The sequence below is a fragment of the Coleofasciculus sp. F4-SAH-05 genome, assembly GCF_040222985.1.
In the GTDB taxonomy this organism is placed as follows: Bacteria; Cyanobacteriota; Cyanobacteriia; order Cyanobacteriales; family Coleofasciculaceae; genus Coleofasciculus; species Coleofasciculus chthonoplastes.
This window is the reverse complement of sequence record NZ_JAVKBY010000092.1, coordinates 1-13,884: the sequence shown is the minus strand read 5'-3', so window position 1 is coordinate 13,884 and position 13,884 is coordinate 1. Positions and strand designations below refer to the sequence as shown.

General features: G+C 44.8%; 8 protein-coding genes and 3 pseudogenes. 4 read left to right on the top strand and 7 right to left on the bottom strand.

The genetic code is table 11. The features are described 5' to 3' along the window. Nucleotides 1–128 precede the first annotated feature (128 nt). The 4 genes and pseudogenes from RIG27_RS11620 to RIG27_RS11605 form a co-directional block, all read right to left on the bottom strand. Nucleotides 129–359: pseudogene (locus RIG27_RS11620) on the bottom strand (AAA family ATPase); the annotation flags it as partial. 2 nt (nucleotides 360–361) lie between these two features. Then, nucleotides 362–700 (bottom strand): hypothetical protein, encoded by a 339-nt coding sequence (locus RIG27_RS11615; RefSeq protein WP_006099959.1) that lies wholly within the window; start codon nucleotides 698–700, stop codon nucleotides 362–364. A 77-nt stretch (nucleotides 701–777) separates the two neighbouring features. After that, nucleotides 778–3,147: a hybrid sensor histidine kinase/response regulator gene (locus tag RIG27_RS11610; RefSeq protein WP_446345258.1), complete on the bottom strand. Its 2,370-nt coding sequence runs from the start codon at nucleotides 3,145–3,147 to the stop codon at nucleotides 778–780. A 592-nt stretch (nucleotides 3,148–3,739) separates the two neighbouring features. Next, complete coding sequence (locus tag RIG27_RS11605; RefSeq protein WP_446345256.1) at nucleotides 3,740–4,042, bottom strand: hypothetical protein; 303 nt, start codon at nucleotides 4,040–4,042, stop codon at nucleotides 3,740–3,742. 60 nt (nucleotides 4,043–4,102) lie between these two features. Here RIG27_RS11605 and cobN point away from each other — a divergent pair, with 60 nt between their 5' ends. The 3 genes from cobN (at nucleotide 4,103) to RIG27_RS11590 (ending at nucleotide 10,026) form a co-directional block, all read left to right on the top strand. Continuing rightward, nucleotides 4,103–8,200 (top strand): cobaltochelatase subunit CobN, encoded by a 4,098-nt coding sequence (cobN, locus tag RIG27_RS11600; protein ID WP_446345254.1) that lies wholly within the window; start codon nucleotides 4,103–4,105, stop codon nucleotides 8,198–8,200. 378 nt (nucleotides 8,201–8,578) lie between these two features. Beyond that, nucleotides 8,579–8,758, top strand: a complete 180-nt coding sequence (locus RIG27_RS11595) for a hypothetical protein (protein ID WP_446345252.1) — start codon at nucleotides 8,579–8,581, stop codon at nucleotides 8,756–8,758. Between the two features lie 323 nt (nucleotides 8,759–9,081). Beyond that, the gene (locus RIG27_RS11590) at nucleotides 9,082–10,026 is read left to right on the top strand and encodes a GAF domain-containing protein (RefSeq protein ID WP_446341694.1); all 945 of its coding nucleotides are present in this window, start codon (nucleotides 9,082–9,084) and stop codon (nucleotides 10,024–10,026) included. Nucleotides 10,027–10,235: 209 nt separating this feature from the next. Here RIG27_RS11590 and RIG27_RS11585 read toward each other — a convergent pair. After that, nucleotides 10,236–10,544: pseudogene (locus tag RIG27_RS11585) on the bottom strand (alkaline phosphatase PhoX); the annotation flags it as partial. A gap of 397 nt (nucleotides 10,545–10,941) precedes the next feature. Between RIG27_RS11585 and RIG27_RS11580 the strand changes: the two are divergent. Continuing rightward, nucleotides 10,942–11,229 (top strand): hypothetical protein, encoded by a 288-nt coding sequence (locus tag RIG27_RS11580; protein WP_446345250.1) that lies wholly within the window; start codon nucleotides 10,942–10,944, stop codon nucleotides 11,227–11,229. 79 nt (nucleotides 11,230–11,308) lie between these two features. Here RIG27_RS11580 and RIG27_RS11575 read toward each other — a convergent pair whose 3' ends face one another. Next, nucleotides 11,309–12,940, bottom strand: coding sequence for a histidine kinase dimerization/phosphoacceptor domain -containing protein (locus RIG27_RS11575; RefSeq protein WP_446345248.1), 1,632 nt, complete (start codon nucleotides 12,938–12,940; stop codon nucleotides 11,309–11,311). A gap of 64 nt (nucleotides 12,941–13,004) precedes the next feature. Beyond that, nucleotides 13,005–13,884 (bottom strand): annotated as a pseudogene (locus RIG27_RS11570) (RNA-guided endonuclease InsQ/TnpB family protein); the annotation flags it as partial.

The following is a 13,884-nucleotide window of genomic DNA, read 5'->3' as shown; positions in this document are numbered from 1 at the left end:
GACTCTTTACCCTGTCGATTGACTACAATGACATCTTCAGGCTCAAAGTTATCCAAAAAAGAACTAGATTGGGTGCTGATGAGAATTTGGGTATGATACGAAGCCTTACCAAACATCGCCGCTACAACATCTAGTTGCGGTGTGATCTTGGGTCCAAAGTGCAACAGAGATTGAGCGCGTCCCGACATAGCAATGTACTGTTGAAGTCGTCCAGCCATGATCTCATTCAGCAGCTTAAAAAACGAAACGAGGTTACTCTTACCGGCTCCGTTGGCTCCAATCAAGACATTTAAGGGGCGCAACTCCAGATCCATCGTTTTAATGGACTTGAAGCCGTTGAGAATGATTCGTTGCAGCATAATTATTCTTCTGCTTTTTCCACAGAAGGGGGTATTTGACTAGACACTTCATAAAAAGTTGTCGTGGGGGGCTTGACAAATAAATGAGACATCTTCTCCAAAATCTGTTGGTAAGCCTCATTTTGATTGTCCTCCATATCTTCGATATGATCCCAAAAGATAACGGCAATCCCTTTATCCGTTCCCGGTTCTCGCAGCATGTATGCCCCTTGGAATCCGTGAGTGTAGGTCGAGATGGCTTCTTCATAAAGCTGTTGGGCTTCTTCAAATTTACCGGGCTTAAATTCTCCGATCGCGACATACGCATACTTGTGTTTGAGGAAATCTAGAAATTCGCTCATGCTTACACTCCTTATTGATTAAGTCAACAACCAAGTATAAATGACCAAGGACATAAGACCAAGGACATAAGACCACTTCATATTGCCATCAATGTGGCAACTTTGTGCAGAAGTTGGGCAGGTTCTATGGGTTTGGGTAAGTAATCGTCAACGAGGGTGTTGAGATCGTGCTGTTCATCGGCTGAGAGTGAGGATGTGAGCAAAGCCAACACTTTAATGTGTGCTGTTGTCGTCTTATGGTGGAGATAATAGCTGATCTCATATCCGTCCATTGCCCATAACTGCCAATCCACAATCACGGCATGGGGTTGCAGCAGTTCAATTTGCCTCACAGCCGTCGAACTTTCGATCAGCCAAACTAGATGATAACCCGCCGCCGTGAGAATTTCACAGATGGCTGTCGCACTCGCTTCATTATTTTCGATTAAAACGATACTCCCTGGCTCCGAAGATCCCTTTTCCGATGGGGCGGGTGATTTGGTTCCTCCTGGAACAACTGATTGGATGGGCACGCAAACGGTAAAGATAGACCCTTTTCCCACAGTGGATTCAACGTCAATCGTACCGCCATGGAGTTCAACCAATTGTTGAGTCAGGGCTAGCCCTAAACCTGTACCTTCGTAGGTACGCTGATAGGTTTTCTCTAACTGCTGAAACTTTTGAAACATTAGGGGAATCTGTTCTTGGGGAATGCCAATCCCCGTGTCTTCGATTTGAAACACGGCTCGATTCTGTTCTCGCCAACCCCTTAAGGTGACTTGACCACCAGCCGGGGTAAATTTTATCGCATTTCCCAATAAGTTAAACAGAATTTGCCGGAGTCGGCGTGGATCAGCCTGAAAGCGATCCTTGGGGGTAGGGACTTGCCAATCGAGGATTAATTCGACTTGACCAATGCTGGCTTTTTCTTTTAAGGATCGTAAGGTTTGCTGGGCAAGATATCGCAGGGAAAATTCGTTGATATTTAAAACAGCTTTTCCCGCCTCTAATTGGGAAAAATCAAGAATATCGTTAATTAGTGCCAGTAAGTGTTCCCCATTCTCTTGGATGGTTTGTAAATAACGCCGTTGTTTCTCAGGGGATACAGTTTTGCTACCTCCCTCCCCCAATGACCAACGCAATAATGTTGCCGATAGTCCAATCACACAAGTCAGGGGCGTCCGCAACTCATGACTCATCGCCGCCAGAAATTCACTTTTGGCATGGTTCGCGGCTTGTGTGGCTTGCAGTGCATCCCGAAGTTCCTGGGTGCGCTCAATCACGCACTGTTCTAGGCTACTTTTTTGCTGGTGCAGTTGGGCATACAATTGAGCCTGGTAAATGGCAACAGCCAGGTGTTCGGCAATTTGCTTGAGAAACAGTTTTTCACTTTCTTGCCAGTGTCGGGGTGCAAAACATTGGTGGGCAATTAATAATCCCCACAGGCGGTTTTGAACAATAATCGGTGCGACTAACTTAGCTTTGACTTGGGTTTGTCGCAGCAGTTGGAGTAAACAGGGAGAATCTCTGTAGGCGACTTCAATATCATCAATCGCCCCAGTAAATCCTTGGTGATATTTGGTGCGACAGTTGGAAACATAGAGAGCGCAGTCTTTTTCCTCTCGCCAATTGAGAACTGAACGAATTTGATTAGAACGGCGGGCTTCATACGTGATACAACCCTCGTCCTGTTGTGAGGGAAGTGGTGAAGTTAGAGACTTGGCGTTCTCGAATTCATTGGTGACATCTGTGGCATTGTCACCCTCAATTTTATCGCCTTCATTCCTAAGGTTAGCCAAATGGCCGTCAAATTGATAGATTAATAATCGATCAACGTTCAAAAAATGGCGCACCTCATCGACAGCTGTGGAGAGGATAACGGGTAATTCTAGACTTTGACGGATGTGAGTGGTAACCTGGTGAACCAGCCGTTCCTGTTCAACCTGTTGGCGTAGCGCTGCTTCAATGGGTTGACCAACCTCACAGTAAGGATGGATGGGTTCGTTGCTGATGGGATTAGCGGTGAGTATGTCCATCAACAATAGGGTAAATTCACTCTGGATTGTTCCTTGGTTCGGTTCTGGATAGGTTTGGACAAGCTTGAAGACATGCAGAATCTGGGGTTGGCGGGTGAACTGTTGAGTGAGCCCGTCGAGAAAACCTGCGATCGCGTCTGACTCAAAGGTTAACCCAACCTGATACAGGCTGGAATGGAAATTTGCCTCCGCTTCTCCTTGTGACTCAATCGGAGTCGCGATTAGCAAGGCGCGGAACCCTGGAGATACCAGCAGTGTAAATCGTTGTACCTGTTGCTCTAGACTCACAGATACACTGGACAAGTCGTGCGATCGCAAGAGTACAGCTTCCCTACCAATTTTTATCTGCATCTGCTGCAATACCTCTTGCAGCCGCTCGAACATTGATAATGGCAACGTTCGGCTAAACCTTGGATTTCCCAATATCGCCATGAGTTTGGTCTAGTTTAAGCAAGTGACAATGCTTCACCTCTGATTCGGTGTAAGCAGAGCCTCTATTCGATGCTATCCAAGATATAGGGACTTATTTATAATATCTTTCTTAAGATTTCTAGTATTTTATACTCTATCGATCATGGTATCCTCTTGTAAAGGGCATCCGCTTTTGTCGGTAGGTATCATGTTTACCTCTGTCGGCTATCACTTACCTACTGGAGCCAGATGGAAAGATCCCTTTGGAGTAAATCTTGTAACCTTAGGATGTCTTCACGGTACATCTCAATTAGCTGCTGACGTATTTCCTGTGGCAGCTTCGGCGGTTGCTCTAAGTTTTTGTTTCGTAGATCTACGTATATCTTATATATCTTATTCGACCATCCTTGAGAAAGAATTGGGGATAAGCTATGGTAAATTGGCTTGACTTTATTTATAAAACTATCTATTTTTCTATTTCTCGGCATACCTCCTTTATTCGCAGAACCAAAAGATTTATTAATAGTAAAACTCGAGTCAATTTCTAGAAAATTAAATATGTCTTCCATTAATACATCAGGCTTATCTTTTAAATCTTGGAACAAACCTATCTTTATCTGTTTATGGCAATTAACTTAGCGTTAGGAATATGATATTGTATACGTTCAGCAGCCTGAGGATGAGTCAGATGGCTCGTCGAAGCTTCACCAATAGCTATTTCATCAGAAGTCCCTTGAAATAAAGCTTTATAATCCTCTAAAGTAGGGATAGGATAATCTTTCGTTCCATTTTTTGAGAAAAAATGCGGCTCTTTCCGAGGACTCATATAAACTTGAGTATGTTGTTTGAGATAATGATAAATTGTTGTCGTTCCAGCTTTCTCCGCACCGATAACTAAAAAGTTAGGTAATGTCATACAATACACTCACTCGCTAGATGAATACGCATAAAATACCACAGGATCTCTGAAAAGACTATGCATCGGATTGCTGCGACACCGGGAGGATGGAATCCACAAGCTGAAGGGGTTATTTTTATTGAACAGACACCTGCGCCAATCGTTTTGATTACAGCCGCCGACACCGATATTCAAACCTTGGCGGCGTCAATGGCTCATTTACCCCCAGATTTCCCGGCGATTCGAGCCGTTAACCTCCTCCAATTGCAGCAGGAATTAACGATTGACACCTACACCGAACAGGTGTTAAATCAGGCAGAAGTTATTATTATCCGGCTTTTGGGTGGATCTGCCTACTGGTCTTATGGATTGGAAGTTGTGCAGACAACTGTAGAACAAACAGGGGCAAACTTAATCCTATTGCCAGGAGATGATCGTCCAGATCCCAATTTAGTTAGTCATTCTACCATTTCCTTAACCGCCGTTCATCAGCTATGGCGCTATTTTATCGAAGGGGGTGTGGAGAATTGTACCAACGCCCTGAAATTTGTTGCTGATTTGTGCTTGAGAAAAACTTATGAGCCTCTACCTCCTAAACCTGTACCGCGTGTAGGGATTTATGGATGGGGAGACGGAACGAATGAAGCGCTTACTACAAACTCTAACGTGGGGATTCTGTTTTATCGCGCTCATTATTTAGCGGGAAATACATCACCCATTGATGCACTTTGTCAAGGGTTAGTTGAACAACAGTTGCATCCTGTGCCAGTATTTGTCTCGTCGTTACGTGATCCGGAGGTACAGGCGGAAGTATTATCCTATTTCCAACCCAAAGATGATGCGAAAATTGAGGTGTTACTGAATACAACAAGTTTCTCTGTTGCTAAATTAATAGATAATGAACAACCTGGGTTGGAGTTATGGCAACGTTTGGATGTACCTGTACTGCAAGTCATTTTTAGTGGCGGGACAAAGGAACAATGGCAGGAACAATTTCAGGGATTAACTCCAAGAGATACGGCAATGAATGTAGCCTTGCCAGAAGTGGATGGACGCATTATTACTCGTGCGGTTTCATTCAAGGCAGTACAAACCTGGAATCCGCTGCTGGAAACGGATGTCGTGGTTTATGAATCAGTGCGCGATCGCATTAATTTTGTCACTCAGTTAGCCGCGAATTGGGTAAAATTGCGCCAAACTCCGCCAGCAGAACGGCGTATTGCCCTGATCTTAGCTAATTATCCTAACCGAGATGGACGCCTCGCTAATGGTGTGGGGCTTGATACGCCGGCAAGCTGTGTGGAAATGCTCAAGGCGTTGCAAGGGGCGGGGTATCAGGTAGACGATAGTCCAGAAACAGGGGATGAACTGATCCAGCGCTTAACCACGGGGGTAACCAATGATCCCGAAGGATGGGAATTACGTCCGGTTCAACAGGGGTTATCTGAACAAGATTATCGAGATTATTTTGATACGTTACCGTTAGCGGTACAACAAGGCATCTGTAACCGTTGGCATAAAGAAACTCAAAACCAGATTCCAGATGAGCGAAGCGAAGAGTCAAAACTCAGTCAGGGCGGGTTTTGGATGAACGTTATTATCAATAGCGACACGAAAGTTCCTAAACCCGCCCCTACACAATCAACAATCAACAATCAGCAATCAACAATTCCCATTCCGGGAATCCAACTGGGTAATATTTTTGTCGGAATTCAACCGTCGCGGGGTTATGATAGTGACCCAGCTTTAAATTATCACGCGCCGGATTTAGAACCAACACCCGCTTATTTAGCCTTTTATTATTGGCTGCGACAGAAATTCGGGGCGCATGCGGTAGTACATCTGGGAAAACATGGAAATTTGGAATGGTTACCAGGGAAAAGTTTGGCACTCTCTGAAACTTGTTATCCAGAAGTCGCCTTAGGGACAATGCCCCATTTATACCCCTTCATTGTCAATGATCCAGGGGAAGGGTCTCAAGCGAAACGGCGATCGCAGGCTGTGATTATTGACCACCTGACGCCACCGATGACTCGCGCTGAACTCTATGATGCTTTGCAACAGCTTGAAGGGTTAGTGGATGAATATTACGAAGCGCAAAGCTTAGATCCCTCTCGCCTACCGATTATCCGCGATCGCATTACTCAACTGGTTATCCAAGAAAACCTGCACCAAGATTTGGGATTTGAGGATGGGGTGGAACGTCTAGAAGCAGAGGCTGTAGGGGCGGGTTTTACCGATAACGTTCTGTCGATGTCGAATAGCTTGACTAAACCCGCCCTTCTAGGGGAAGCAGGAAAAGCGAATCTTTTAACTCAAGTCGATAGCTACCTGTGTGAATTAAAAGAAGCTCAAATTCGGGATGGGTTACATATATTAGGACAGTGTCCTCAGGGGCGACTATTGCGAGACTTAACTGTGGCAATTGCCCGTCATCCGGGGAAGGGGCGCTTGGGGTTAACTCGTGCGATCGCGCAAGATTGGGGATGGGACTTTGATCCACTGACTCCAGAGGGGGAAAATAAGAGACACGCGATCGCGCAATTGGAAGCCCAAGCGTCTCAATTTGTCGAATCTCTAATCTTATCAAAGGCAGAAGGAAAGGGTCAAAACCATGCCAATGAAGGCGGCGAAGGGTCAACACTTAGTCAGGGCGGGTTTTGTACAAAGGTTACTCTCAATAGCGACACAAAAATTCCTAAACCCGCCCCTACAGACGCGCCATGGCACGTCTCTACACTTAATGCCCTAATCGGACAACAAACGCAACAGGAATTAGACTGGATTCGCGATCGCCTTTTACCCGCCTTAACCCAAACCTGCCAAGAAATCACTCATCTGTTGCAGGGATTAGACGGGCGCTATGTCGAGAGTGGGGCGGCGGGTGCGCCAACGAGAGGACGCCCGGAAGTATTACCCACAGGGCGCAATTTTTACTCCGTTGATATCCGTGCGATTCCTACCGAAACGGCGTGGGATGTGGGACGAAAGGCGGCGGAAGCGGTGATTGAACGCTATACCCAGGATAATGGGGAGTATCCAAAAACACTGGCATTATCCGTATGGGGAACGTCAGCCATGAGAACTGGGGGCGATGATCTGGCGCAAGCGCTGGCGTTGTTGGGGGTGCAACCAATTTGGGATCGCCCGTCACGTCGGGTGGTGGATTTTGAAATTCTGCCCCTGTCGGTGTTAGGACGTCCGCGTGTGGATGTGACGCTGCGGATATCGGGCTTTTTTCGCGATGCTTTCCCTAATTTAATTGATTTATTTTACAATGCCGTGGTTGCTGTGGCGGCATTGAATGAATCCCCGGAAGACAATCCCTTGGCGGCGCAAGTGAAACAGGAAACAGCGTTCTGGTGTGAAGCGGGATTGAGTGAACAAGAGGCACAGATGCGATCGCACTATCGGATATTTGGCTCGAAACCGGGGGCGTATGGCGCGGGGTTACAGGGATTGATTGAGGCGCAAAATTGGCAGAATGAACAGGATTTGGCGCGGGCGTATATGAATTGGAGTAGTTATGCGTACTGTGGTACATCTTCCCCAAATCAAGAGGGGGTTGCTGCGCCGGAAGCCTTTGCCCAACGCCTGAAACAATTGCAAGTCGTGTTACATAATCAGGATAATCGGGAGCATGATTTACTGGATTCTGATGATTATTATCAGTTTCAAGGGGGATTAACTGCATCGGTGCGGGCGCTGACGGGTAAGAATCCGCAAACCTATTTTGGCGATAATTCAATTCCCGAAAACCCCAAGGTGCGGCGGCTACAGGAGGAAATTGCCCGCGTTTATCGTTCTCGTGTGGTGAATCCCAAATGGATTGAAGGGGTAATGCGCCACGGCTATAAAGGGGCGTTTGAAATGGCGGCGACGGTGGATTATTTGTTTGCCTATGATGCGACAGCCAATTGTGTGGCAGATTATATGTATCAAGGGGTGACGGAGGCTTATTTGTTGGATGAACAGGTGCAAGAGTTTATCCAGCAAAAGAATCCCTGGGCGATGCGAGATATGGCAGAACGCTTACTGGAGGCGCATCAGCGATCGCTGTGGCAATCGGCTCAACCTGAGATACTGGAGAAATTAAGAGCGATCGCTCTGCAAGCAGAAGGGGCGATTGAAGCGGGGAGTGATCCGAACTTGATGGATGATAGGACAATAAGCTAACTTTATAACCTATTTTCCGTTATCCAAAATTAGCTAATGTGACACTTCAAGGGGTGGAATGCGGATTGCAAACAGTCCGACTTGACTTGGTTAGGATATATCCAGGATTAGAAAACTCAATTATTGAAGCGTTGCTGAATGGACTGAATAACAGCAGCGTTTTTTGTTTCATAAATTACAGAAATTAAATCAGGAGTTATCCGAAAATCTAGGCAAATCTACCCAGAAGTGGGCAAACCTAGACAAAACAAGGGGTAAATAACTGTAACTAAATCTTTGGACAGAATTGGACATTCAGGAAGCAATCCGGATGATGTCTAACAATATCCAATGTTGTCTAGCGTTGTCCAAGTGTTGTAGAACGGCTAATCTATCGATGTGACAGTTAAACGGGTGGAACACGAACTGCAAACAGTTTCTGCTCAGTTAGATACCATTTGTATAGATAGGATTAGAAAACTCAATGCTGGGGCGTTGCTGAATGGACTGAATAAACAGCAGCGTCTTTTTTTGTATTTTTTTTGTATTGTTTGTGTATCCAATACTACAGAATTATAGCAAAAAATTTGTATCTATAGCTATTAACTTCAGCATTGCTCTTCAAGAGTTGGGCAAGTCATAAGCTTTCCTTGATATGCTACCTTGCTGGAAGCGTAAAGATTTTACACAAATCGTAGTAAAAAGAACAGACAGCGTTTTAATCTAGGATCAGACCAACCGTTCAGATGGGTACCTGTAAGCTTCTCTGGTTAAATCGAAGTAACCGATAAACACAGTCGCTTACTTGGTTATGTCACCTATTTGTAAACCTACATGGAGGCGTGGCATTATTTTCCGATGATCATCTTGGATTGAACGGGAGAGGAACGCCACGAAGAACAATGATTCGGTCATTTAGTGTGCATCCCCAGTCCATTCCCAAAGTCAAACAAGCTTGGCGCGATAAGAGTCATGGACGCGATCGCGAACTGGCGGAAGCCCTAGGACTATCGTTAGATACCCTAAATCACTTTCTCAAGGGACAACCCGTTAAAGGACTAAACTTTGTCGAACTTTGTCAAGTCTTAGAATTGGACTGGCAGGATGTGGCTGGTTTAGATAGCCAGCAGAATCTAGTTTTTGACTCACCGATTGAAGTGGGTGAGTTTCTGGCTTACTCCTACAGCCATGAGGTGAGTGCTGTTGACCAAGCATTACAAACACTGGTGAGAACACTCTGCCAACTATTGGGTCGCCTCACCCGCAAAGTCGGGAATTTGCTTCGTGCGGATCGCACCAGTATTTTTTTATTGGATCAAGAACGACAAGAATTGGGTTCACTGATTGCTGAGGATGGAGACGGTGGTAGTCTGTTGATCGATATTCCGGCTAATAAAGGAATTGCTAGTCTCGCCGCCTTTTCCTTAAAAGTGATTAACATTCCCTTTGATGTCTATGATGATCCGCGCTCCGAGATGGCGCAGAAGACGGATCGTCGTACCGGATACCGCACCTATACCATTTTGGCTTGGCCCCTACTAAACGACAAACAAGATCTCGTGGCGGTGGTGCAATTAATCAATAAATTAAAGTCCAACTACCAACCGCAAGATGATCTAGTCAAGAAGATTGATCCTCGTGGTTTTACCCGAGATGATGAAGTCCTATTTGCCAAGTTTGCCCCTTCGATTCTCCAGATTTTAGAACGATGTCAATTTTGTTATCAACTTGCCCAAAAACTCCGGGAAACGACGGATATTCAACCCGGTAGTTTGCGAGAAATTGAATTGGTCGAGCAACTTCAGCGACAAGAACGACAGTTACAGAAGAATCTTCAACGGCTCTAGAGGAAGCGGGGGAAGCTGGGGCAGCTGGGGCAGCTGGGGCAGCAGAGGCAGCAGAGGGAAAAGAGGCAGCAGAGGGAAAAGAGGCGTTCCGATAAAACATCTTTTGTAGGGGCGGGTTTTACTGCTAACATTTCGTTTTCACCCTAATGTAACTAAACCCGCCCCGACCTAACCGTTCAATTATCGCAAATGACGCATGACCAATGACAAAGTTCGTGATTGCGAACTAGGATTGTAGTGTCTCTGGGTCCGGGAAATGCTGCCATTCCATCATGATCACCGGGTACAGGATTCCCATCGCTCATGATATCCCCAGTTTTTGAGAAGGCTTTATAGGTAAATCCGGGTGGTAAGTCCAATAAACCTCTGGGGTCAGGAACAAGAGACCCAAAACCTACTCCATTTGTGGATTGACCACGGGTTACTCTGGCATAAAAGGCTTCCAGAGGGGAAACCATAAATGCTCCGGCGGCGCTCGCGCCTGCCAATGTCAGAAAACTACGTCGGGATAACGCCACTGTCTTCCCCCAAAAAGTTACATCCAAATTTTACTCTAAGTCGTCAGACACAATTAAACTTAAGCATGAGGACAAGGGAACAGGGAACAGTAAGGATTTGATGCTTGTTAACATTTATTAGTACAGTGGGCATAATTTATGTCTTAGTAATGAAGTTAGCTACGAGTAAATTAATTTATGTTTAAGTTTAAATTAACTAAAGTCAGAAATTTATAAAATCCGTTGGCATCATCATCGATTATTTAATCTGTTGGTAAAATCGAGTTAATTATAACTCAAATTCAATTTACTTAACTTTTTTTAATCATCGAAATACTAAAAACCGAGTAATAGTCCTGAAAGCTGGATAAATCTGAGTAGTTAGTAATGTAACTCTAGTGCATTTAATTCTCTGGGTATGAAATTTTCTTCCCTGATTCCAGAAAAAAAAAATCAGTTCAGTGCAGGATTATTATTGCTAGTTTTTTTCGGATCTGGATGTAATAATCAATTCGATGAATTAGCCACACAGACTTGCACTGAGGCAGAATTAGCTGTTGCTGAAGCCCAGCAGCAATTTGATCAAGTTGAGGAGAAATTAGCTAGATCAAGTCAGTCAGATATTCAGACGGTTGATACATCGGTATTGCAAGAGCTGAAAGAAACCCAAGAGTACGCTTTTGAGATTTGCGAACAAGGAGGATAGTTAAAAAGGAGGGTAGGAATATAGGTACTCTAAGTATTTGTGAATATTTTTTTATGGTGCAACCCTAACTATTTTCTGATTAAAATTCAATTTCAAAGACTGTATTATTAGCTTTCTTTATTTCCAGCTTGCCATTAAGCTGTGCTACTAAAGCGCGGACTAATTGCAAGCCCAAGCTTTTGGGTGAATTAAAGTCGATCGATTCAAGTGGTGTTGGCTTGTTATTGCCCACAATCAATTTATTTTTTGAATTATCTTTTTTATTTGAATAAATCTCAATCCATATATGACCTTTAGAATTGTTTGACTTAAAGGCATGTTTTAAGGCGTTAGAGATTAGCTCGTTGAGAATTAATCCGCAATAAATAGCGGTTGCTAGATCAAGATTTAAGTCTTGGTCTATATTAAGGTGTAGGCTAATAGATTCGGGATGAATAGCATAGGTTTGAATCAAATGATAGGTAAGATTTTCAATATAATTGAGAAAATTAATCCGCTGCAAGTGTTCAAATTGATAGAGTTCTTCATGGATAAGAGCCATTGATTTGATTCGGTTCTGGCTGGCTTGAAAGAGGGAAAAAATCTCAGGGTCATCAATTTGCTGTGATTGGAGATCAAGCAGGCTAGAGACAAGTTGTAGGTTATTTTTGACCCGATGGTGAATTTCTTGGAACAGTACTTCCTTTTGCTGTAAGGAAATCTTAAGCTGATCCTCGATGTGTTTGCGATCGCTAATATCCATTGCCGCGCAGGTAATTCCCTCTATGTCTCCGATTGAGTTGCGTAAGGGTTCGACGGTCAAATCGTAGTATCGAAGTTCACCATTAATGGTGAGGGAGACTTCCTCTCGCACTCCTACCCCACTAGTCAGTACACGCTGCTTGATGGAGATTAAACGTTGCGCTTCCTGGGGTGCTAGGAGTTCGCTGTCGGTTTTTCCCAAGATAGTATCCGCTTCGCTATCAGGAACCGCATTATAAACCCAAGTGTAGCGTAACTCCTGATCTTGATTAAACACCACCAATGGTGCATGTTTCAGCGCCGTGCGAAAGCGGGTTTCACTTTGCCGGAGTGCTTCTTCTACCTGCTGACGTTCTCTCAATTCACGTTGTAACTTAGCATACAATTGGGCTTGATGAATCGCGATCGCACAATGATCGGCAATGGCTTGGATAAACTCAATATCCTCTCGGTTCCATTCCCGTGCCTGATCACACTGGTGTAGACTAATCCCGCCAATATAGGAATTTTGGTAAAGCAACGGCACAATCAAAATAGCGCAGATTTCACATTCCTGCGCCGCCTCGATTAACACATCGGGAAAATTGGGAGTAATTTGCGGGACAACCACAGGCTGACCCTGGCTCAATTCCTTGTGGTAATATCGATAAAAATCACAGTAGACCCCCAAAATACTCTCCCGTTGGGCGGTCGCTTCTGAAACATGATCTGCCGTCATTTGCGACTCACCATCCGGTCGAAAAATCAAACAGCGACTGACATTAAGTGTTTCATGGAGTTGATCGACCGTGGTTTGGAGAATATCTTCCAACACCAGTGTACCGCGCATCGCTTGCACAATTTGGTTGAGTAATGTCTGTCGGGAGACTTGGCGTCGCAGTTCAATGAGTTCCTGTTCTAATGCGGTAATATGGGTTGGGTGAGAAGAGTTTACCTGTAGGTGAGAGTGAGATGGCTGCTCGACGGACATGGTTCTCCTTAGGGGAAGGATGTTACAGAAAAAATTTGATCCTAGTTCATTAAAGGAGGATGAACTACAGCGACTTCAACGAAGTAAGTCGCTGTTTCTGACGCTTCTTCGCCGATGGCTGCTTCATGCTTGGAGCAATTAGTAGAGCTAGGCGACTCTGCGTCTAAAGAGGCTCGTTCCAAACCCCTTGCCCAGATTTCATTGACTTGGGCGGCATTAACATCTCTGTCCTCAACATGGTTGCAGTCGGGATTAGAGCAGACATGAACTCTATCAGCCAAAGTCTTAGGCGTTAATTCCCAACATTTAGCACACCGTTGAGTTGGCTTGAGCGTTCTAGTTGGTGACTCGACATAGAATCCGCCCGCTTCAGCAGCTTTATAAGTCAGCAAATCGCCGACTATACCAAACCCAACGTCAAGAATAGACCGATTTAATCCGGCTTTCTGTTTCTTGCGCTTACCCTTCTTGGCTTTTCGGGTCATGCCTTTAACGTTTAACTGCTCTCCAGCAATTAGGCTATTACCGCTAACTATCTCGCTGGTTGTTTTGTGCAGCCAGTCTTCTCGTTGTCGGGCTATCTTACCCTGAAGCTTAGAAATCCGCTTTCGTTCTTTTTTCCATCGTCTCGAACCCTTAACTTTTTTGTTCCTATTAGGTGGTCTCTTGCGTCTTAACCGCTTTGAGGCTACCTTAACTTTCTTGTGTCCCTCCTTAATAAAATCGGGTTTAGCAATTTTCTCGCCAGTTGAAAGCGTTACTGCGTCTTGGCAACCTAAATCTATTCCAATTGAACCTGTACCTGTTTGGCGAGTCGGGTTGCACTGTACGGTAATTGACGCATACCACTTACCGTTCCTAAAAAAGATTGTGCAGGTTGTTGGAGTTCCCCAAGTTCTAGCTTGACCCCGCATTTGAATCTTTAAACCAAGGTCTCTCAGTTC